This is a genomic window from Nonomuraea roseoviolacea subsp. carminata (genome assembly GCF_024172185.1).
Taxonomy (GTDB): domain Bacteria; phylum Actinomycetota; class Actinomycetes; order Streptosporangiales; family Streptosporangiaceae; genus Nonomuraea; species Nonomuraea roseoviolacea.
Genome location: NZ_JAMZEC010000001.1, coordinates 8,028,131 through 8,049,330 on the forward strand (window position 1 = coordinate 8,028,131; position 21,200 = coordinate 8,049,330).

A 21,200-nucleotide genomic window follows, 5' to 3' on the forward strand; every position below is an offset into this window, starting at 1 on the left:
CCTGCCCGAACGCGTTTAAGGATTCCTTACGGTATCCCTAATGCCTCCGCGGCGGCCAAGAGCTCCTCTCTTATTCAAGAGCACTGCTCTTGACTTGTCCGCGGCCTTGCGAGAGCATTGCTCTCATCGAAGAGAGCCGCTCTGGAGGGTGTCATGAAGGTTCTTTACGCCGGTCCGTCGATCGAGCGCCTGCACGAGGAGTACGCCAAGAAGGGCCGGCTCGACGACGACGCGCCCGTCCGGTCCTCCTCGTCCGTCGTCGTGGACGCGCCCGCCGGCAAGGTGTGGCGACTGCTCGCCGACATGCGCAACTGGCCGGACTGGCGCTCCGACGCGTACGTCGTCGAACTCGGCGAGATCGAGCCGGACGCGACCTTCCGCTGGAACATCCGCGGCTCGGCGATCAGGTCCACCTTCGCCGTGGTCGACCCCGAGCGGGAGCTCACCTGGACCGGTGTGGCGATGGGGTGCTTCAAGGCCATCGACCGGATGCGGCTGGAGGAGACCGGGGACGGGCGGACCCGGGTGACCGTCGAGGAGTCCATGTCCGGTCCGCTGCTGACGCTCTTCTACAGCGACGCCAAGCTCCGGCAGGGCCACGACGACCTGCTGCGCGTGCTCAAGGCGGCGGCCGAAGCGTGAAGTGCTCTCTGTCCTGCTCGTAGGAGGCGAGCAGGGCTCGTGTCACCGTCATGCTCGACCATGGCGGTATGACGGGGCGGCGGGCAACGGGTTTGGTGGAGCGCGGCGCGGCGGGCGTCAGGCGACGGAGTGCCGGATCGTGCCCGTGTAGGTGCCGGCCACCGCGCCGCCCGGGATGTTGACCACGATGGTGGGATTCCAGGTGCAAGAGTTGCTGCCGGCCCCGCTGGTCTTGCTGAACGCGGTGTACGGCGCGTAGAGATGCTCGGCGGAGGCGGCGTTCGGCTGCCCGGGCACGAAGGTGCCCGCGCCCGTGGTGCTCGTCGCGGGGCCCGACCAGTAGGAGATCGCGCCGGCCGGGATCGTCTCGGCGCCGCTGCCGCCGCCGGTGGTGAAGCTGGTGCCGGAAACGGTCGCCACCCACGTGGCGTTCAGCGCGGCGCGCGCGTCCGACACGGTGACCGAGCCGAGGGGGCCGCTGATCTGGTCGCCGGGCGCGCCGGTGCCGATGCCGACCGGCCCGTCCGGGACGCTGATCGCCAGGCCCTGCGCCGCCGACACGCCGAACACCACCGTGGTGTCGCAGGTGGTGGCCGCCGGGCAGGTCTCGGCCAGTGCCGGGCCCGCCGTCATCCCGCCCGCCAGCGCGGCGGCCACGCCGGCCCCCATAATCCCGAAACGGCTCAAAGCCATGGTTGATCCCCCATCCACCCCGGATGACTACAAAGCACAATGTGTGATCACATCCTGCTCCTCCCGTGAGGTGCGGAAACGGGGCCTGCGCACACCTGACGACTCCTTTGTCATGATCTGATGCGTGTCCGCTTGTGAGCAATGTCGCCGTGTTCCTCGCCTCCCGGCCGCGAAGGTGTAGCGCGCACTACTGCCCCCGTCGTACGCGGAGCCCCCCGACCGGGCCCGGTGCGGTAGGGGCGAAAGCCTCCCGTGGGCGGACGCCCGCACCCGTCGCCGCGGGCGACGATGACGGGCCATGAGTCACGTTCACGAGGCCGTCGCTCGGCCACGGCCCGCCCGAGGGGAAACACCGATGTTCCTGCGTGTCGCGATCGCGCTGCAGACGCTGGCCGTCCTGGCCCAGGCCGTCACCGCCGGGCTGCTGCTGTCCTCGCCCGGAGGGCGGGCGCTGCACGCCACCACGGCGATCGTCGTGGCGGTCGCCGTGCTGTTGCACCTGGTGGCCGCGATCGTCACCCGGGGCCGGGCCGCCATCGTGCCCGCCGTCGCCATGCTGGTGATGACGCTGGTGCAGATCGCGCTCGGCGTGGGCCACGTCAAGGTCCTGCACGTGCCGGTCGGCGTCCTGATGTTCGGCGCGAGCATGATGCGGCTCGGCCAGGTGTGGCCGGCCCGCCGCGTCCCGGCGGCCACGGCATGACGACGCCACCGAGCCCGACGGATCACCGCGCCCCGGTGGCCCCGGCATGACGATGAGCAGAAGGCGGGCCCTGCGCCTGCTCGGCCTCGGCACGGCCGCCGCGCTGGCCGCGCCGGGCTGCTCGCTGCTGAGCCGCACCCCGCTGCCCCAGGTCCTGGCCAGCCGCGCGCCGCTGCCCAAGCCGTACGGCGTGCCGCTGCCGCTGCCCGTGACGGCCCGCCCGGCCAGGAGCGACGCCACCACCGACTACTACGAGCTGGTGCAGCGGGAGGCCGACGCGCAGATCCTGCCCGGCCTGCGCACGCGGGTGTGGGGCTACGACGGGCGCTTCCCCGGGCCGACCATCCGGGCCCGCTCCGGGCGCAGGACCGTCGTGCGCGTCACCAACGCCCTCGGCGCGCCGACCGTCACCCACCTGCACGGCGGTCACACGCCGCCCGAGTCCGACGGCTACCCCACCGACCTGGTGGGGCCGGGCGGCCACCGCGACTACGCCTTCCCGCTCGACCAGCGGGCGGCCACGCTGTGGTACCACGACCACCGCATGGACTACACCGGCCCGCAGGTCTGGCGCGGGCTGGCGGGGTTCTTCCTGGTCGGGGACGAGGAGGAGGCGGCGCTGCCGCTGCCGTCGGGCGAGCGGGACATCCCGCTGATGATCTGCGACCGGTCCTTCGGCGCCGACGGGAGCATGCCCTACCCGGCGAGCCCCGAGGGGCCCGGCGCGCGGGAGGCGTTCATGGGCGGCGTGCTCGGCGACGTCATCCTCGTCAACGGCGCGCCGTGGCCGTCGCTCGGCGTCGACCGGGCCCGGTACCGCTTCCGCCTGCTCAACGCCTCCAACGCGCGGGTCTACGAGCTCGCCCTGGCGCCCGCCGGGCGGCTGGTGCGCGTCGGCGGCGACGGGGGCCTGCTGGCCGCGCCGCGACCGGCGGACCGGGTGCGGCTCGCGCCGGGCGAGCGCGCGGACGTGGTCGTCGACTTCGCCGCCCACCGCGTGGGCGAGCACGTCGAGCTGCGCAACCTCCTCGGTGAGGGGCCGCAGGCGCGGGTGATGCGCTTCACCGTCGAGCGCGACGCCCGCGACGACTCGGCGATCCCCGCCACGCTGTCGCGGGTGGAGCCGCTCGACCCGGCGCGGGCGGCGGTGACCCGCGACTTCGAGTTCAGCAGCGGCAGCATGAACGGCCACAACGGCTGGCTGATCAACGGCAAGCCGTTCGACGCCCGCCGCGTGGACGCCCGGCCCAAGCTCGGCCAGGTGGAGGTCTGGCGGCTGACCAGCGACGTGGCGCACCCCGTCCACCTGCACCTGTCGCCGTTCCAGGTGCTCTCGGTCGGCGGCGAGCGGCCCGCGGGGCCGCCGGAGTGGAAGGACACCGTCGAGCTGCGGGAGGCGCAGACCGTGGAGATCGTCACCAGGTTCACCGGCTACCGGGGCCGCTACGTGATGCACTGCCACAACCTGGAGCACGAGGACATGGCCATGATGAGCACGTTCGAGGTGGTCTGACCCCCGGGCGTCCCCGGCGGCCCGCTCAGTCCAGGTCGGCGAGGTCCTCCGCGGTCAGCTTCAGCGAGCCCGCGGCGACGTTCTCCTCCAGGTGCGCCAGGGAGCCGGTGCCGGAGATGAGCAGGATGTTCGGCGAGCGGGCCAGCAGCCACGCCAGCGCCACCTGCGGCACGGTGGCGCCGTGGCGGGCGGCGACGGCGTCCAGCCGCGCGGCGGTGAGCGGCTGGAACCCGCCGACCGGGAAGAAGGGGACATAGGCGATCCCGGCCTCCGCGCAGGCGTCGACCAGCGGGTCGTCGTCGCGCCGGGCCAGGTTGTAGAGGTTCTGGACGCAGGCGATCGGCGCGATCGTCCGGGCCTGCTCGAACTCGGCGGCGGTGACGTTGGAGACGCCGAGGTGGCGGATCAGGCCCTCCTCGCGCAGCGCGAGCAGCGTCTCCAGCGGTCCGGCCAAGGGGGCCTGGTCGCGGTCGAGGTCGCCCATCCGCAGGTTGACCACGTCGAGGCGGTCCACGCCGAGCGAGCGCAGGTTCGCCTCGACGCCGCGGCGCAGGCCGTCGGGGGTGAGGCCGGTCTTCTCCGCCGCGGGCCGCGCCAGGTCGGCGCCCTCGACCAGCGCCCCGACCTTGGTCACGATCACCAGGTCGTCCGGGTACGGGGACAGGGCCTCGCGGATCAGCTCGTTGGCCGCCACCCCGTCGCGGGAGTAGTAGTGCGAGGTGTCGATGTGGTTCACCCCGAGCTCCACGGCCCGGCGCAGGACGGCCAGGGCCGTCTCCCGCCCGGGCCGCTCGCCCCTCGGCCAGCCGGTCAGCTTCATCGCGCCGTAGCCGATCCTGGCGACACCCAGGTCGCCGCCCAGCGTCCATCGTTCAGTCGTCACGACCACCCACCCTAGAGGCGGCGGCGTGAAGGGGACGCCCCGGCGTCGGCGGCGCGTGACGACCTTCCCCGGGCGGCGCCCGGATGAAAGTTTCACCTCCGTACGTCCTCCCGCCCGAGGTCCGTGCCGGTGCCCTCGCCCGCCCGGCGGGGGAGCGTTGCACGGCGGCCCCGCTCAGGAGATCGTTTGGGAGCGCTCCCACCCAACCGGTCTCACGGAGAACCGCCATGTCCATCCTTCGCACCACCACCTGGCGCCGGGTCCTGACGGCGGCGGCCGCCGCCCTGCTCGCCGGGTCCGGGCTCGCCGCCGTCCCGGCCGCCGCCGGCGCCGCCGTCTCCTGCACGGCCTCGTACGCCAAGAGCTGGGACAACGGCAGCGCGTTCGGCGCCACCATCACGGTCACCAACACCGGCGACCCGCTCACGACCTGGAGCCTCGGCTTCGACTTCCCGGACAGCCAGGTGATCACCCAGATGTGGGGCGGCGTGCCGGCCCCCGCCGTCCCCACCCCGGCGGGCGCGGCCATCACCGTAAGACCGGAGTCCTACAACGCCCGCCAGGGCACCGGCGCCACCTGGACCGTCGGCTTCAACGGCACCTACACCGGCGGCGCCAACACCGCCCCCGCCGTCTCCTGTGCCGGCAACGGCGGCGATGGCACGCAGCAGGCCCTGGTCGTCTCCTCCACCGGCGTCAGCGTGCCCGAGGGCAACACCGGCGCCTTCACCGTCCGCCTGCGGGCGCAGCCGTCCGGCAACGTGACCGTCACCAGCACCGCCGGCGCCGGTGACGGCGACATCACCGTCACCGGCGGCGCCGCCCTGACCTTCACCACCGCCGACTGGAACACCCCGCAGAGGGTGACGCTCGGCGCCGCCGAGGACAGCGACCGGACCAACGGCAGCAGGCCGATCGTCGTCGCCTCCGCCGGCCTGCCCTCCGTCACGGTCACCGCCACCGAGGCCGACAACGACGGCCCGCCCACCGGCGGCGCGGCCCCCGCCCTCCGTGTGTCCGGCAACCGGCTGGTCACCTCGACGGGCGCCACGTACCGGCTGCTCGGCGTCAACCGGGCGAGCGGCGAGTTCGCCTGCGTGCAGGGCAAGGGTATGTGGGACGGCGGCCCCGTCGACCAGGCGTCGGTGGACGCGATGAAGGCGTGGAACATCCACGCCGTGCGCGTCCCCCTCAACGAGGAGTGCTGGAACGGCACCACCGGCACGCCCAGCGGCGCCGCCTACCAGCAGAACGTCAAGGACTACGTCGCCCTGCTCGTCGCCGGCGGCATCACCCCGATCGTGGAGATGCACTGGAGCCACGGCCAGTACACCGGCCAGGGCGCCGGCTGCTCCGACACCGCCGCGACCTGCCAGAAGCCCATGCCCGACGCCCAGTACGCGCCCACCTTCTGGACCGGCGTGGCGAACGCCTTCAAGGGCGACGACGCGGTCGTCTTCGACCTGTTCAACGAGCCGTACCCGGACGCCGCCGCCAACTGGAACGCCACCGCCGCCTGGACCTGCTGGCGCGACGGCGGCACCTGCACCGGCATCGGCTACCAGGTGGCCGGCATGCAGTCCCTGGTCAACGCGGTGCGCGCCACCGGAGCCACCAACGTGATCATGCTCGGCGGGCTCGCCTGGTCCAACGACCTGAGCCAGTGGCTGACCTACAAGCCCGCCGACCCGACGGGCAACCTCATGGCCGCCTGGCACACCTACAACTTCAACTCCTGCTCCAGCGTCTCCTGCTGGGACAGCCAGGTCGGGGCCGTGGCCGCGCAGGTGCCGGTGCACGCCGGCGAGATCGGCCAGAACTCCTGCGCCCACGACTACATCGACCAGGTCATGGCCTGGGCCGACGCGCACGGCGTCGGCTACACCGCCTGGACCTGGAACCCGTGGGGCTGCGGCCAGGGCAACGTCCTCATCGAGGACTACGCCGGCACCCCCACCGGCACGTACGGCGCGGGCTTCAAGGCGCACCTGCTCACCCGGAACCCCACCTCCTGAAGGTCCCGGCCCACCGGCGCCGCTCAGCCGGTGGGCCGGGCGGCCTGGAGGCGCTCGTTGAGGTAGCGGCGGGCCGCGTTCGCGCTGACGACCATGTCGGCGACCAGGCCGGCGGTCAGGTCGGCGCAGGCCCGGGCGCCCGCCGCGGCCCGGGGCAGCATCCGGTTCTCGTAGGCGCGCACCGCCTCGTCCAGACCGTCGTGGACGACGACGGCCTCGGCGAGGTCGGCGCCGTCGAGCATGGCGAGGTTGGCGCCGATGCCGGCCGGGGGCATGAGGTGGGCGGCGTCGCCGAGCAGCGTGACCCCCGGGACGTGGTCCCAGGTGTGCCCGACGGGCAGGACGTGCAGGGGCCGGTTGGCGAAGCCGCCGTCGGAGTCGCGGATGAGGTCGAGCAGGCTGTCGTGCCAGCCGTCGAACACCGCGAGGAGGTGGCGGCGCACGGCGGCGTCGTCGTCGAGGTCCACGCCGGCGGCGACGTGCCAGTCCCGGGGGACTTCCAGCATGGCGTAGACGCGGATGTGGCCGCCGCTGTTGCGCTGGGCCGACAGCATGGTGCGGCCGGACTTGGCCACCATGGTGCCGTTGCCGATCAGGCGCGCCGACGCGGGATGGCGGGTGTCGGCGTCGTCGAGGCGGGTCTCGACGATGGTGTCGCCCAGGTAGGCGGGTCTGGCGTCCGAGAGCGCGGGCCGGATCCGCGACCACGCGCCGTCGGCGCCGACGACCAGGTCGAACTCCTCGGTCGTGCCGTCGGCGAAGCGCAGGCGGGCGGTCCCGTCGCCGGTCGGGGTGACCCCGGCGGCCGGGCGTCCCCACCGGACCGTGCCGGGGGCGAGGGATTCGAGGAACAGGCCGCGCAACTGGCCGCGGTCGATCTCGGGCGCGTTGCCCGGCCCGTCGGTGGGGTGCTCGTGGAAGATCAGCTCGCCCGTGAAGGGGTCCAGGCCGCGCAGTTCCTGCCCTTCGGGGCGGGCCAGGGCGCCGAACTCCGCGAACAGGCCCGCGGCGCGCAGCGCGGCCTGTCCGGTGTCGACGTGCAGGTCCAGCATGCCGCCCTGCCGGCGGGCGTGGGCTGAGGTCTCGCGCTCGAACACGGTGACCTGCCGGCCGTGCCGCTGGAGGGTGCGGGCGCAGGTGAGGCCGCCGATGCCGGCGCCGACGACGGCGATGCGGGGAGAGGTCATGGCGCGAAGGTCCCTTCGTCTCGGAACGCGCCGGAGGCCCGGCGCGCGACCAGGAAACCATATCCACTTCGAAAGTGTAGTGACTAGCCTTTCGAAGTAACTGCGCGTTGACGGTAGGCTGAGCCCGTGACCGAACCCCTCGGGCGCCGCGAACGCAAGAAGGCGCAGACCCGCCAGGCGCTGGCCGACGCCGCGCTGCGGCTGTTCCTCGAACGCGGCTACGACAACGTCGGCGTCAAGGACGTCGCCGAGGCCGCCGACGTGGCGGTGACCACCCTGTTCAAGCACTTCCCCAGCAAGGAGGCCCTGGTCTTCGACCTCGACGCCGACCTCGAGGCCGCGCTCGTCGCGGCGGTGCGCGAGCGCCCCGCCGGCCGGTCGATCCCGGCGGCCCTGCGGGAGCACGTCCTGGAGTGGGCGGTCAAGGTCGCCGCGGACGAGCGGGGTGCCCGCCTCGCGCGCATGGTCGAGGACACCCCGGCGCTGAGCGCGTACGCGCGGCGCATGTGGACGCGTCATGAGAGCGCCCTCGCGCGCGCCATCGCCGAGGAGACCGGGGCGCCGGCCGGCGACCTCGCCTGCGCCGCGCTGGCCCGCTTCGCGCTCGAAGCCGCCGACCTCGTCCAGCGGGACGCCGACCCGGGCGGGGCCGCGACGGTGGTCTTCGACCTGCTCGAACGGGGCTGGACGGCCGCCGGTCGCGAGCAGGCCGGCGGCGCCGAGCCATGGGCGGCGGCTACGCCGGAGGGGTGACGTACTGGGCGATGCCGTGGCCGAGCGACCAGTCGATCGGCTCGTTCTCGGTCACGGTGACGAACACGTTGCGCGGGTCGGTACCCGCGTAGGCGTGGGCGAGCTCGGCGATCCGCCGGTACATCGCCTGCTTCTGCTCGGGCGTGCGGCCGGAGCGCATGGTGATCACGACGTAGACGATGCCCTCGTCCCGGTGGATGCCCAGGTAGTCGCCGTAGCGCAGGGTGCCGTGGGCGCCGTCGTGGCCGGTGAGGATGTGGAAGCGGTCGTCGTCCGGGATGCCGATCGTCTCGACGAGGGCCTCGTGCACGGCGCGGCTGAGCGCGTCGAGCCGTCCGGGGTCGGCTCCGAGCGCGTCGATGCGGACGAGAGGCATGTCAGCGGCCCTCCTTCGCAGGGGTCTGGCGGGTGAGCAGGGTGAGGGCGCCGTCCACGGCGCGCGCGTACGCCTCGGCGGAGCCGGCGGCGCGGGCGAGCACGTAGCCGCCCTGCACCACCGCGACCAGCGCGGCGGCCGTGGCCGCCGGGTCGAGCCCGGGGCCGAGCTCGCCGCCCGCCCGGCCCTGCTCCAGCAGCCCGGCGAGCCGGTCGGTGAGCCAGGTGAAGTACTCCTCGACCGGCGCCCGCAGCCGGGGGTCGGCCATCACGTCGGGGTCCTGGGTGAGGCGGCCGACCGGGCAGCCGCGCAGGGCGTCGCGTTCCCGCCGCAGGTAGGCGGCGATCCGCCCGGCCGCGCTCCCGGGGCCGCCGAGCTCGGCCTCGGCCCTGCTCCGCGTCTCCTCGGCGCTGCGCGTGATCGCGGCGAGCGCCAGGTCGGGCTTGCCGTGGAAGTGGTGGTACATGCTGCCCTGGCCGGCTCCGGCCCGCTCCTGGATCGCCTTCGGGCTGGTGCCCACGTATCCCCGCTCCCACAGCAGCTCACGCGTGCTCTGGATCAATCGTTCCCTCGTGTCCACATCCACGAGTGTACATACTGGTAGGTACAGAGCTTGGTCAGGCGCAGATCTTCTTCTCCGGGACGCAGTGCTTGACCTCGGGGTAGCTCGCCGACGGCGCGTCGAGCAGGGGCTGCGCCGTGTTCAGCAGGTGCCGGTCGAAGAACGCGGCGACGTACGTCCGGGTGATCGCCAGCCCGCGCTCCGCGGGCAGGTCCGCGCCGGTGTCGATGCCGACCTCGGCCGCGAGGACGCCGACGTCGTTGAACGAGGCGTGCTCGGCGCCCGTCACGAGCAGCCAGCGCTTCCAGCCGGTCATGAGCTTCCAGTCCCGCTCCCAGGTGGCGGCCGGTTCCATGCCGGGGGTGTAGGTGGCGGGCTTGCCCAGGAACATGAAGGGCCGCTTCAGCTCATGGGTGAGGGCGTCGGGGGGCGTGGTGCCGTCGATGTCGATCCCGGCGCGCAGCCGCGAGTCCAGGGAGAGCGCGGTGACCGTGCTCGCGCCGCCGATGGAGTGGCCCGCCATGCCCATCCGTGACCTGTCGATCAGCCGGCCGCCCTTCCACGCCGGACGCGGCCCGGTCAGCCGGTCGAGCACGAACGAGACGTCGGCCGCGCGTACCTTGACCTGCTTCGTGGACATCGACGGGTCGTGGTCGCCCTCGCAGGGGACGCAGGTGGTGACGCGCCCGTCGGGGAAGGTCGTGGCCACGGTCTCGTAGGTGTGGTCGATCGCGGCCACCACGTAGCCGCGGCTGGCCAGGTCCTCGGCCAGGCCGGTCAGCGTGCTGCGGGGCTTGCCGGACCCGGGGGAGAGCACGACGAGGGGCAGGCCGTGCGCGCGCCCCGCCGGCTTCGCGCCGGTGAAGGCGTTGGTGCGCGTCGTGCTCAGCAGGGCGGGCGGGAGATCGGTCAGCTTGGCGTCCTTGAGGAACAGCTCGGACTCCTTCGGCGTCATGTAGGGGGCCCGCTGCCGGCCGGGCGAGCGGGCCGGGTACCACAGCGAGACCATGAGCTCGCGCGCCTTCACCGAGGGCACCCACGGGTCGGCGCGGGAGGTGTCCTTGAGGTGGAGCGACGTGGTGCCGACCGGGTGCGGGCCGGTCGGCGCGGGCAGGTGCAGCGTGTCCGGGGCGGCGGCCGGGGCGTTCGAGGCGGTCCCCGGGGCGGCGGGGGAGGCCGAGGCGGGGGACGCGGGTGACGCGGCGGCCAGGGCGCCCGCGAGGAGGAGCGCTGTCACACGACGCATGGAACATCCGTTCTTCGGAGGGGGACGGCCGCCCCGTGGGCGGCCCGGTGACGGCTTAGAAGCTAGGCGGGCGGGGCCCTCGCGCACGTCGGCCGCCGCGCCGATCTTGGATACCCCGCGCGGACGACCCGGGCCGGAGGTCATCCCTGCGATGTACTCCTCAAGGAGACCTCCCCGGTCATTCAGGACGATGCGGCACAGACCATGCCGACGCGACAATGTGCCGGTGACTGCTGACGAACGACGGCCCTGGTGGCGGCGGCTGATCGACCCGCGACTGCTCCCCTCGCGGTTGCTCTCCCTGCCGTTGCCCGACCTGGCGCGGGCGCGGGCGCGGACCGCCCGGCCGTCCCGCGAGGCCCTGGTCGCCGACGCGGTGCTCGCGGCCGTCCTGACCGTCGCGGCGCTCCTCGCGGCGGGCTCCGGCGGCGCCGGCGACCAGGCGGGGGACCGGGCGCATCCGGTGTCGGAGCTGTTGCGGCTCGGTGCCGCGCCGCTCACCTCCGTGCGGCTGCCGACGCCCCCGACGCCCCCGACGCTCCCGACGCCCCCGGAGCTCCCGAAGCCGCCCGAGCCGGGGCGGCCGGGAGACATCCGGATCGTCCCCGCCCTTCCCGACCTGGGGCCCGCGCCGGGCGAGGACGAGCCGGGACCGCCCCTGGCCCTGGCCGCGCTCACCACGCTGCCGCTGGCGGCGCGGCGCCGCTACCCCCTGGGCACGTTCTGGGCGGTGATGGCCGCCGCGCTGGCCATGACCGGCGCGCAGACCTGGATCACCGTCGCGGCCGTCGCCGTCGCCGCGTACAGCGCCGTGGCCCACGGCCGCGACCGGGTGCCCGCGGTGGCGTCCCTGCTGCTCGCCGCCGTGCTCGCCGGGGCGGCGGCCCGGGGGATCACGCCGAGCGTGCCGAGCGCCCTGGGACCGTACGTGGTGCTGGTCAGCGCCGGTGCGCTGGCCGGCTTCATCCGGTTCTGGCGGCACAGCAGGAGCCGCATCGACGAGATGCGGCGGGCGCAGGAGGAGGCCATGCGCGAGGCGGTGCAGGCCGAGCGTTCGCGGATCGCCGGCGAGCTGCACGACGTGGTGACCCACAATGTCAGCGTGATGGTGATCCAGGCCGGCGCCGCCCGCAAGGTGATGGACACGCACCCGGAGCAGTCGCGGGAGGCGCTGGTCGCGATCGAGGCCGGCGGCCGGGCCGCCATGGCCGAGCTGCGCCACGTCATGGGCCTGCTGGCCGGCTCGGAGAGCGCCGCGGCCGGGACGGGTGACGGGCTGGAGCCGCAGCCGGGGCTCGACCGGCTCGACGGCCTCGTGGAGCGGGTCCGCGCCGCCGGGCTGCCCGTGGACGCCACGGTCTGCCTGCCGGAGGAGCCGCTGCCCGCCGGGGTCGAGCTGGCCGCGTACCGGGTCGTGCAGGAGGCGCTGACCAACACGATGAAGCACGCGGCCGGCGCGGCGGCCGCCGTCACGATCGGCCATCGCGGCGGCGGCCTGGAGATCGAGGTCACCGACACCGGCGGCGCGCCGGGCCCGCAGTCCCGCACCGGGAACGGCCGCGGGCTGATCGGGCTGCGCGAGCGGGTCGCCCTCTACGGCGGGACCCTGGAGGCGGCGCCCATGCCGGGCGGCGGATTCCGCCTCAGGGCCGAGATCCCGTGGCGGCAGGCGTGAACCCGCGCGGCGGGGCGGAAGGAGCGGACGGCGTGAGCGTGGACGCGGGGAGCGGGGAGAGCCGTCCGCTGCGTGCGGTGATCGCCGACGACCAGGCGCTGGTCCGCACCGGCTTCCGGATGATCCTCATGGCCGACGGCATCGAGGTGGTGGCCGAGGCGGCCGACGGGGGCGAGGCGGTGGCCGCCGTGCGGCGCACGCGGCCTGACGTCGTGCTCATGGACGTCCGCATGCCGCACATGGACGGCATCGAGGCCACCCGCCGGATCGTGGCCGGGGGAGCCGACGACACGCGCGTGCTCATCCTGACCACCTACGACCTCGACCAGTACGTCTACGCCGCCCTCACGGCGGGCGCCAGCGGATTCCTGCTCAAGGACGTCACCCCCGAGCACCTGGTGGCCTCGGTGCGGCTGGTGCGCTCCGGCGACGCGCTGCTGGCGCCGGCGATCACCCGCCGCCTGGTGGAGCGCTTCGCCCGTCCCGCCCCGGCCGCGCCGGCCCTCCACGGCGACCTCGCCGAGCTGACGCCGCGGGAGCTGGAGGTGCTGCGCCTGCTGGCCACCGGCCTGAGCAACGCCGAGCTGGCCGACCGGCTGACGCTCAGCCCGACGACGGTCAAGACCCACGTCGCCCGGATCCTGGCCAAGCTGGGGCTGCGTGACCGGGTCCAGGCCGTCGTCCTGGCCTACGAGAGCGGCCTGGTCGCGCCCGGCCGGGGCGCCGGCTGACCCGCCGGCGCGGCTCGGTTCAGGGGGCCACGGGGACCCGTGGCCTGGTCAGGGCGTCGAGCAGGCCGGGGAACGCCTCGTCCATCTCGGCCCGGCGCAGCGCGTTCATGCGCGAGGTCCCGACGTAGTACTGCCGGATCAGCCCCGCCTCGCGCAGCACCTTGAAGTGGTGGGTGGCCGTGGACTTGCTGACCGCGATGTCGAACGTCCCGCACGCGAGGTCAGCGCCGGCGGCGTCGAGCTGCGTGACGATGCTCCGGCGTACCGGATCGACCAGGGCCTCCAGCACCTGCTGGAGGTCGAACTGCGACACGTCGGGGTGCGGCGGCGTACGTCCCATGAGCCCTATAGTACGACACTCATCGAAGTTTGACGACGGTCGTACTTCTGTGCTTCAGTTGCCCCGTTGCCAGCGGAGTGAAGGACGAGGACATGGCGAGAACGGTGCTGTTCCACGAGGTCGGCGGCCCCGAGGTGATGCGGCTGGAGGACGTCGAGCCGGGGGAGCCGGGGCCGGGCGAGGTGCTGATCCGGGTGGACGCGATCGGGGTGAACCGGGCCGAGGCGCTGTTCCGCGGCGGCCACTACATCGAGCCGGTCCGGCGGTTCCCGGGCCGGCTCGGGGCCGAGGCCGCCGGGGTGGTCGAGGCCGTCGGCCCCGGGGTGACCGGGCTGGAGGCGGGTCAGGCGGTCAGCAGCGTGCCGGCGTTCTCGCAGAACGACTACGCCGTCTACGCCGAGCGGGCCGTCGTCCCCGCCTCGGCGCTCGTGCCCCGTCCCGACGGGCTGGACGCGGTGTCCGGTGCCGCCGTGTGGATGCCCTACCTCACCGCGTACGGCGCGCTGGTGGAGGTGGGCGGCATGCGGCCCGGTGACGCGGTGGTGCTGACCGCCGCCTCCAGCGGCGTCGGGCTGGCCGCCATCCACACGGCCAACCGCGTCGGCGCCACGCCCATCGCCGTCACCCGTACCGGCGGCAAGAAGGAACGGCTGCTCAAGGAGGGCGCCGCCCACGTGATCGTCTCCGACGAGGAGGACGTGGCCGCCCGCGTGCTGGAGCTGACCGGCGGCCGGGGCGCCGAGTACGTCTTCGACGCCGTGGCCGGGCCGGGCGTCACCGGCCTCGCGCGCGCCGTGGCGCCGGGCGGGACGCTCTTCCTGTACGGGGCGCTGAGCGGGCAGCCGACCCCGTACCCGGGCTTCGACCTGGGCATGCCCGCCCTGAACATGCGCACGTACACGGTGCTGGAGACCATCAGGGACCCCCGCCGGCTGGAGCGGGCGGTGGCGTTCGTCGCCTCGGGGCTGCGCTCGGGCGCGTTCCGGCCCGTGGTGGACCGCACGTTCCCGCTGGAGGAGGTCGTGGAGGCGCACCGGTACATGGAGTCGGGCAGCCAGATCGGCAAGATCGTCCTCACCGTGGACCACTGACGCGGGCCCTCCCGCATGGCCGGTCAGGCCCGCGGCCGCTCCGGACGGGCGGCCGCCAGGGCCGCCGCGAGCTGCGCCTCGGCCTCCGGGCCGAGCGACGTCCGGATCAGCCGGCCGTGCTGCCGCAGGCGCGGCAGGATCTCCTCGGGCTCCAGGTCGCGGACGAGCAGGATCAGCGCGGCGCCGCCCGGCGGGAGGCCCTGGCGCAGCTCGTCGACGAACTCCCGCGTCACCCCCGTGTCGCCGAACGCGCTCTTCCAGATGACGCCGCCCGCGACCGCGCCGACCGCCATGCCGAACAGCGGCGCGAGCAGCAGCAGCCCGATCACGCCGCCCCAGACGGCGCCGCCGGTGACCGCCATGCCGACGCCCGGCCCGCCCTGGCGCACCTGGACGGTGCCGTCCTCGTCCCTGGTCATGACGACCAGGTCCTCGACCTGGAGCGCGCCCTCGGCGTCCGCCTCGCGGGCGTGCCGCTCGGCCAGCTCGGCGGCGGCCCGGTCGGGATAGGCGACGGCGATGAGGTCCCTCACGTGCGCACCCCTTTCGGTTCGGGTCGCCTGGTCGAGGGGAGGCGGGCGGCGGCGGCCAGGCCGACCAGGGCGAAGACCGCCAGCGTGGCCATCGCGAGCGCGTACGAGCGGTTGCCGGCGGCCAGGTCGGAGACGAGGATCGTGCCGGCGATGGCCGTGCCGAACGACGAGCCGAGGTTGGAGACGCTGCGCGACAGCCCCGAGATCTCGCCCTGCATGCTCTCGGGCACGCTGGACTGGACGATGTTGACCGACGGCGTCAGCGACACCCCGAGGCCCAGCCCGATGAGCAGCAGCCCCGGCCCGAACGCGATCACGCCCGGCGAGACGCGCACCAGGGCGAGCAGGACCGCGATCCCGCCCACCGTCACCGCGAAGCCCGTCACGATCAGCATCTTCTGGGAGCGCCTGGCGGCGAAGCGCTCGGCCGCCAGCGAGGCGACGAGCACGCCCGCGGTCGCCGGGGTGAAGATCACGCCGGTCTCGATCGCGTTGTAGCCGCGCACGGTCTGGAGGAACACGGCCACGACGAACGAGACCCCCATGAGCAGCACCCACTGGATGTTCTGCGTCACCAGACCGAGGTTGGACGTGCGGTCCCGGAACAGCGCGGTCGACAGCAGCGGCTCCTTGCCCGCCCGCTCCCACGAGCGCACGTGGGCGAAGAACCCGAGCAGGAACACGACGCCGAGGACGAGCGAGACCGTCATGAGCGCGGTGTTCTCGTCGGCCTGCAGGATGCCGAACACGACGAAGAACATGCCGGCCGCCGACAGGACCGCTCCCGTGATGTCGAAGGGACGCTGCGGGTCCGGCTCGATCGGATCGACGATCCGGCGGCTGAGCAGGATGATCGCCACGATGACGACGGTCTGGAAGAAGAACGCGGCCCGCCAGCTGATGGCCGTGGTGATGAACCCGCCGATCAGCGGCCCGGCCGCCGCGCCGATGCCGCCCATCCCGCTGATCACGCCGAAGGCCCGCGCCCGGGAGACGGTGTCGCTGAAGGCGAGCGTCGCGAAGATGTACACGGGCGGGATCAGCAGCGCCGTGCCCACGCCCTCCAGCACCGAGTTGCCGAGGATGAGGATCCCGAGACCGGGCGCGACCATGCTGAGCACGGCGCCGGCTCCGTAGAGCTGGAGTCCCAGCAGGAAGCACCGCTTGCGGCCCCAGCGGTCGGTCAGCTTGCTGCCCGGGATCATGAAGATCGCCATGATGAGCAGGAACAGCGTGATCGTGATCTGCACGCCCTTCACGGTCGTGCCCAGGTCCTCGCTGATGTCCTTGATCATCACGTTCATGTTCGAGCCGGCGAAGCTGCAGATGAACTGCGCGAGCGCGAGGGGCGCCAGCAGGCTCCGTGACGAGGCGGCGGAGCCGGAGGCGGCGGGCGTGCTGGTCATGGCCCGCTCTCCGGTGTGAGCCGGGCGATCCTCGGGGGAGGCGCGGCGACCCGGCCGGCGGGCACGCGGTGCCGCAGCACCGCCTTGATCACCTCTTCGACCACGACGAGGCTCGCCGCGATCCCCAGGCAGGTCGCCCACTGGGCGACCACCAGGTCGGTGGTGCCGAAGACGCGCTGCAGCAGTCCGATCTCGGTGACCGCGACGATGAGGACCAGCGCGAGGGCGTACCGGCGCAGCTGGGTCGGGCCCGGCAGCGCCGCCCGCGACAGGATCGTGTTCACCTGGTCGCGCGCCAGCAGCCCGGCCGCGACGTGGAAGAGCGACAGCGTCGTCAGCAGCATGGTCGCGCCCACGACGGCGCCGCCCTGCCGGGCCCCGATCTGGTACGCGGCCAGCGACCCGGCGGTCATGACGAACCCCTGGACGCACAGGCGCACCCAGTTCCCCCGCGACAGCACCGGCGCGCCGACCGGCCGGGGAGCGCGGTTCATGAGGCCCCGCGTCGGCTCGTCGAAGCCGAGGGCGATCGCGACCGGGATGTCGATGAGCATGTTGACCCACAGGATCTGCAGCGGGGTGAGCGGGATGCCGCCCGCGATCCCGAACGCCGCCGCCCCGAGGAAGATCGCGATGTAGGCGACCAGGGTGGACATCTGGAAGCGCAGGTACTTCAGCAGGTTGTCGTAGAGCGCGCGCCCGTACTCCACGGCCCCGACGATCGTCGCGAAGTTGTCGTCGGTCAGGATCATGACGGCGGCTTCCTTCGACACCTCGGTGCCGGTGATGCCCATCGCCACGCCGATGTCCGCGGCCTTCAGGGCGGGGGCGTCGTTGACCCCGTCGCCCGTCATGGCGACCACGTTGCCGGCGCGCTTGAGCAGCCGGACCAGGCGCAGCTTGTCCTCGGGGGCCACCCGGGCGACGACCCCGATCTCGTCGATCCGCGCGCGCAGCTCGTCGTCGCTCATGGCCGCGAACTCGGCCCCGGTGATCGCCCGTCCGGGGATGCCGAGCTCGCGGGCGATGGCGCCCGCGGTCGTCACGTGGTCGCCGGTGATCATCCGGACCCGGATGCCGGCCTGCGCGCAGGTGGCGATCGCGGCCTTGGCCTCGGGTCGCGGGGGATCGACGATCCCGACCATCGCGAGCAGGGTCAGCTCCCCGACCAGGCCGAACAGGTCGCCGTCCGGGTCGAAGGCCGCCGGGTCGAGGTCGCGCTGGGCCACCACCATGACCCGCTCGCCGGCCGCCGCCATGCGGTCGTTGGCCTCCAGCGCGAGCGGCCGGTTGGCGTCCGTCACCGGCACGAGCGTCCCGTCCGGGGAGCGGTAGGTGGCGGCGCGGGCGATGAGCACGTCGGGGGCGCCCTTGACGTAGCAGCGGACGACCGGCTTGCCGTCCGGGCCGGTCATCTCGTGGAAGGTCGCCATGAACTTGTAGTCGGCGTCGAACGGCACCTCCCCGACGCGGGGGTAGCTGTCGCGCGTGCTGTCGAGGTCGAGGCCGCCCTTGGCGGCCAGCACGATGAGCGCGCCCTCCGTCGGGTCGCCGATCAGGCTCTCGCCGTCCAGGACGGCGTCCGCGCACAGGATCATCGGCAGCAGGTACGGGTCGAGGTCGACGTGCGCCCCGCCCACGTGCTTGATCTCCCCGGCGGTGGAGTATCCCTCGCCGGACACGGCGTAGCGGTTCAGCCCCGGGATCACCATCTCGCGGGCCGTCATCTTGTTGAGCGTCAGCGTGCCCGTCTTGTCCGAGCAGATCATCGAGGTCGAGCCGAGGGTCTCCACCGCGGGCAGCCGCTTCATGATGGCGTTGCGGCGGGCGATCTCGCGGGTGCCGATCGACAGCAGCGCCGTCACGACCGCCGGCAGGCCGGTCGGGATGGCGGCGACCGCGAGCGCCACGCCGGTGATGAACAGGACGTCGAACGGCTTGCCGCGGATCAGGCCGAGCACGATCACGAGGGCGAGCGCGATCCCGGCGATCGTGGCGATGATCTTGGACAGGCCGTCGAGCTGCTTCTGCAGCGGCGTCTTGTCGGCCTCCGTGCCGGCGAGCAGGCCCGCGATGTGGCCGATCTCGGTGTCCATCCCGGTCTCGGTGACGACGAACTCGCCGCGCCCCCGGGTCACGGAGGTGTTCATGTACGCCAGGCAGACCCGGTCGCCGAGCGGCACGTCCTCTTCGGGCACCGGACCGGTCCGCTTGGCCACCGGCAGGCTCTCGCCGGTGAGGGCGGACTCCTCGATCTCCAGGGCCGCGGCCAGGCAGATCCGGCCGTCGGCCGGCACCCGGTCGCCCGCCTCGACCAGCACCACGTCGCCCGGCACGAGCTGCTCGGCGTCGACCTCGACGGCCTGGCCGTCCCGGCGGACCCGGGCGACCGTCTTCATCATCTGGGCCAGCGCCTGCACGCTCTCCTCGGCCTTCGCCTCCTGGCGCAGCCCGACCACCGCGTTGAAGACGGTGAGCCCGGCGAGGACGACGGAGGTCCCGGCCTCGTGCGTGACGACCAGGCTGATCACGGCCGCGGCGAGCAGCACGATCTGCATGAAGTCCCGGTACTGGCGCAGCCACGCCTGCAGGACCGACTCCTTCTTCCGGCTCGCCAGCCTGTTCGGGCCGTGGGTCTGCAGCCGGTCGCGCGCGTCCTCGGCGGTGAGGCCGCGCTCGGGCCGGACGCCGAGCTCCCGGGTCACCGCCGCCGTGTCGAGCGCGTGCCACGCGCGGTGGCCGTCATGCATCTGTTCCACGGCTGCGTCCTCCGTTGCGGAAAGCCGCCGGTCGACCCGGCGGACGTGCGCACTCGTGGGGGAGGCTCCGACCTGACTCCGAAGAAAATGCCGATACTTCGAGAAAATGTCTGGAATGTAGGTATATGTCCCTTTGGCGGCTGCGGTAACCCTGCTGCCGCCGGTGACCATGCCGGCGCTCCAGGGGCAGCACCGCGGAACCGGGCGAAGGACGGGGGCATCCATGAACGACTATCCGCCGATCGCGGACCACGGCATGATCGGAGACCTGCAGACCGCCGCTCTCGTCTCCGGCACGGGCACCATCGACTGGTGGTGCACCCCACGCTTCGACTCCCCGAGCGTCTTCGCCTCCCTGCTCGACAGCGAGCGCGGCGGCCACTTCGGCTTCGCCGCCGACCTCGACCTCATCGCCGGGGAGAGCGTCCGGCAGCTCTACCTGCCCGACACCGCGATCCTGGTGACCCGCTACATGGCGCCGAGCGGCGTCGGCGAGGTCGCCGACTTCATGGAGCCGAACCCCTCGACCGTCGCCACCGACCGGCACCGCGTCATGCGCGTCGCCCGGGTCGTCCGCGGCAGCCTGCCCTTCACCCTCGCCTGCCGCCCCCGCTTCGACTACGCGCGGGCGCCGCACACCCTGACCATGCTCGACGACGGCTCCGCCCTCTTCCGCGGCCCCGCCACGGACCTGCATCTGAGGTCCAGCGACCGCATCGCCCTGCGCCCGGACGGCGACGACGTCGTCGCCCAGTTCACCCTCCAGGCGGGCGAGACCGCCGCGATCGCCCTGACCGCGGACCGCCCCGGCGCCCACACCCCGAGCCCGCTGACCCCCGCGGAGGTGCGCGGCGGCATCGAGGCGTGCCATGACTTCTGGCTCGGCTGGCTGCGCGGCTCCCGGTACCGCGGGCGCTGGCAGGAGATGGTCAACCGCTCGGCGATCACCCTGAAGCTGCTCACGTACGCGCCCACCGGCGCGCCGATCGCCGCCGCCACCATGGGCCTGCCGGAGCAGATCGGCGGCGAGCGCAACTGGGACTACCGCTACACGTGGATCCGCGACGCCTCCCTCTCGGTCCGGGCCCTGATCGACCTCGGCTTCACCGAGGAGGCCCACGCCTTCCGCACCTGGCTGCGCGACCGCCTCGACGCCGGCGGCACTGCCTCCGGCGAGCCGCTGCAGATCATGTACCGGATCGACGGCGACCCTCACCTGACCGAGGAGGTCCTCGACCACCTGGAGGGCTATCGGAAGTCGGCGCCGGTCCGGGCCGGCAACGCCGCCGCCGACCAGATCCAGCTCGACATCTACGGCGAGGCCGCCGACGCGCTGGCCCAGTCCCAGGACATCGGCGGCATCCACGGCTGGCGGGCCTGGGCCCGGATCCTGGACTGGCTCGCCGACACCTGGGACCGCCCCGACGAGGGCATCTGGGAGACCCGCGGGGGGCGCCAGGACTTCACCTACAGCCGCCTGATGACCTGGGTCGCCTTCGACCGCGGCATCCGCATGGCGACGACCCACTCCCGTCCGGCCGACATCGTCCGCTGGACGAACACACGTGACACCGTCTTCAACCAGATCGTGCGGCGCGGCTGGAACGAGCGGCGGCAGGCGTTCGTCCAGCACTACGCCACCGACGTCCTGGACGCCTCGCTGCTGCTCATGCCCCGGGTCGGCTTCGTCGCCCCCCATGACCCGGCCTGGCTGAGCACCCTGGACGCCATGGACCAGGAGCTCGTCAGCGACAGCCTGGTCTACCGCTACGACCCCGTCGCCTCCCCGGACGGGCTGCGCGGCTCGGAGGGGACGTTCAACCTGTGCAGCTTCCTCTACGTCGAGGCCCTCGCCCGCGCCGGGCGGGTGCGGCAGGCCCGCTACGCCTTCGACAAGATGCTCACCTACGCCAACCACGTCGGCCTGTTCGCCGAGGAGATCGGGCCGTCGGGGGAGCAGCTCGGCAACTTCCCGCAGGCGTTCACCCACCTGGCGCTCGTCGCCGCGGCCATCGCCCTCGACGAGCAGCTCGACCGCGGCGACGGGCCCGCCGCCCGCCCCTCCCCGCCCTACGGCACGTGAACAGGGCCT

Annotated in this window: 19 protein-coding genes; 9 read left to right on the forward strand and 10 right to left on the reverse strand. The window is 73.4% G+C overall.

What is annotated here, in order from left to right:
- Positions 1-153: 153 nt before the first annotated feature.
- Positions 154-642 (forward strand): SRPBCC family protein, encoded by a 489-nt coding sequence (locus HD595_RS37225; RefSeq protein ID WP_253777529.1) that lies wholly within the window; start codon positions 154-156, stop codon positions 640-642.
- 117 nt (positions 643-759) lie between these two features.
- Here HD595_RS37225 and HD595_RS37230 read toward each other — a convergent pair whose 3' ends face one another.
- Positions 760-1,335 carry a hypothetical protein gene (locus tag HD595_RS37230; protein WP_253777530.1) on the reverse strand — a complete coding sequence of 192 codons (576 nt, stop codon included), beginning with the start codon at positions 1,333-1,335 and terminating at the stop codon, positions 760-762.
- 355 nt (positions 1,336-1,690) lie between these two features.
- On the opposite strand from HD595_RS37230, the gene HD595_RS37235 reads away from it, so the two are divergent.
- Both HD595_RS37235 and HD595_RS37240 read left to right on the forward strand, forming a co-directional pair.
- Positions 1,691-2,038 (forward strand): hypothetical protein, encoded by a 348-nt coding sequence (locus tag HD595_RS37235; protein WP_253777531.1) that lies wholly within the window; start codon positions 1,691-1,693, stop codon positions 2,036-2,038.
- Between the two features lie 46 nt (positions 2,039-2,084).
- A complete protein-coding gene (locus HD595_RS37240; protein ID WP_253777532.1) occupies positions 2,085-3,551 on the forward strand; it encodes a multicopper oxidase family protein in 1,467 nt (488 codons plus the stop codon).
- 25 nt (positions 3,552-3,576) lie between these two features.
- On the opposite strand, the gene HD595_RS37245 is transcribed toward HD595_RS37240, so the two are convergent.
- A complete protein-coding gene (locus HD595_RS37245) occupies positions 3,577-4,434 on the reverse strand; it encodes an oxidoreductase (RefSeq protein ID WP_253777534.1) in 858 nt (285 codons plus the stop codon).
- A gap of 227 nt (positions 4,435-4,661) precedes the next feature.
- Here HD595_RS37245 and HD595_RS37250 point away from each other — a divergent pair, with 227 nt between their 5' ends.
- Entirely contained in the window at positions 4,662-6,449 is a 1,788-nt protein-coding gene (locus HD595_RS37250) for a cellulase family glycosylhydrolase (RefSeq protein WP_253777536.1), read from the forward strand.
- A gap of 23 nt (positions 6,450-6,472) precedes the next feature.
- Here HD595_RS37250 and HD595_RS37255 read toward each other — a convergent pair whose 3' ends face one another.
- Complete coding sequence (locus HD595_RS37255) at positions 6,473-7,636, reverse strand: FAD-dependent oxidoreductase (RefSeq protein WP_253777538.1); 1,164 nt, start codon at positions 7,634-7,636, stop codon at positions 6,473-6,475.
- Positions 7,637-7,762: 126 nt separating this feature from the next.
- On the opposite strand from HD595_RS37255, the gene HD595_RS37260 reads away from it, so the two are divergent.
- Positions 7,763-8,389: a TetR/AcrR family transcriptional regulator gene (locus HD595_RS37260; RefSeq protein WP_253777540.1), complete on the forward strand. Its 627-nt coding sequence runs from the start codon at positions 7,763-7,765 to the stop codon at positions 8,387-8,389.
- On the opposite strand, the gene HD595_RS37265 is transcribed toward HD595_RS37260, so the two are convergent.
- From HD595_RS37265 to HD595_RS37275, 3 genes are read right to left on the reverse strand one after another with little or no spacing between them, the layout of a single operon-like run.
- Positions 8,373-8,765, reverse strand: a complete 393-nt coding sequence (locus HD595_RS37265; RefSeq protein WP_253777542.1) for a tautomerase family protein — start codon at positions 8,763-8,765, stop codon at positions 8,373-8,375. The two genes, HD595_RS37260 and HD595_RS37265, sit on opposite strands and share 17 nt — an antisense overlap.
- Position 8,766: 1 nt before the next feature.
- On the reverse strand, positions 8,767-9,345 hold the full coding sequence (locus HD595_RS37270; RefSeq protein WP_253777550.1) for a TetR/AcrR family transcriptional regulator: 579 nt from the start codon (positions 9,343-9,345) through the stop codon (positions 8,767-8,769).
- Positions 9,346-9,382: 37 nt separating this feature from the next.
- Positions 9,383-10,573 (reverse strand): alpha/beta hydrolase family protein, encoded by a 1,191-nt coding sequence (locus HD595_RS37275; protein WP_253777552.1) that lies wholly within the window; start codon positions 10,571-10,573, stop codon positions 9,383-9,385.
- Between the two features lie 226 nt (positions 10,574-10,799).
- Here HD595_RS37275 and HD595_RS46995 point away from each other — a divergent pair, with 226 nt between their 5' ends.
- Positions 10,800-12,248, forward strand: coding sequence for a sensor histidine kinase (locus tag HD595_RS46995; protein WP_253777554.1), 1,449 nt, complete (start codon positions 10,800-10,802; stop codon positions 12,246-12,248).
- A gap of 32 nt (positions 12,249-12,280) precedes the next feature.
- Positions 12,281-12,979: a response regulator gene (locus tag HD595_RS37285; RefSeq protein WP_308211313.1), complete on the forward strand. Its 699-nt coding sequence runs from the start codon at positions 12,281-12,283 to the stop codon at positions 12,977-12,979.
- 19 nt (positions 12,980-12,998) lie between these two features.
- Here HD595_RS37285 and HD595_RS37290 read toward each other — a convergent pair whose 3' ends face one another.
- Positions 12,999-13,319 (reverse strand): ArsR/SmtB family transcription factor, encoded by a 321-nt coding sequence (locus tag HD595_RS37290; protein WP_253777556.1) that lies wholly within the window; start codon positions 13,317-13,319, stop codon positions 12,999-13,001.
- Positions 13,320-13,411: 92 nt separating this feature from the next.
- Between HD595_RS37290 and HD595_RS37295 the strand changes: the two genes are divergently transcribed.
- A complete protein-coding gene (locus HD595_RS37295; RefSeq protein ID WP_253777558.1) occupies positions 13,412-14,410 on the forward strand; it encodes a zinc-dependent alcohol dehydrogenase family protein in 999 nt (332 codons plus the stop codon).
- A 23-nt stretch (positions 14,411-14,433) separates the two neighbouring features.
- Here HD595_RS37295 and HD595_RS37300 read toward each other — a convergent pair whose 3' ends face one another.
- Genes HD595_RS37300 through HD595_RS37310 form a run of 3 tightly spaced genes read right to left on the reverse strand, consistent with a single transcriptional unit; the run spans position 14,434 to position 19,099 of the window.
- Positions 14,434-14,943 carry a DUF1269 domain-containing protein gene (locus HD595_RS37300; protein WP_253777560.1) on the reverse strand — a complete coding sequence of 170 codons (510 nt, stop codon included), beginning with the start codon at positions 14,941-14,943 and terminating at the stop codon, positions 14,434-14,436.
- On the reverse strand, positions 14,940-16,349 hold the full coding sequence (locus tag HD595_RS37305; protein WP_253777562.1) for an MFS transporter: 1,410 nt from the start codon (positions 16,347-16,349) through the stop codon (positions 14,940-14,942). The genes HD595_RS37300 and HD595_RS37305 overlap by 4 nt, the downstream gene beginning before the upstream one ends.
- Positions 16,346-19,099, reverse strand: coding sequence for a cation-translocating P-type ATPase (locus HD595_RS37310; protein WP_253781435.1), 2,754 nt, complete (start codon positions 19,097-19,099; stop codon positions 16,346-16,348). Before HD595_RS37310 ends, HD595_RS37305 begins: the two co-directional genes overlap by 4 nt.
- Before the next feature lie 178 nt (positions 19,100-19,277).
- Here HD595_RS37310 and HD595_RS37315 point away from each other — a divergent pair, with 178 nt between their 5' ends.
- Positions 19,278-21,191 carry a glycoside hydrolase family 15 protein gene (locus HD595_RS37315; RefSeq protein WP_301311169.1) on the forward strand — a complete coding sequence of 638 codons (1,914 nt, stop codon included), beginning with the start codon at positions 19,278-19,280 and terminating at the stop codon, positions 21,189-21,191.
- Positions 21,192-21,200 lie beyond the last annotated feature (9 nt).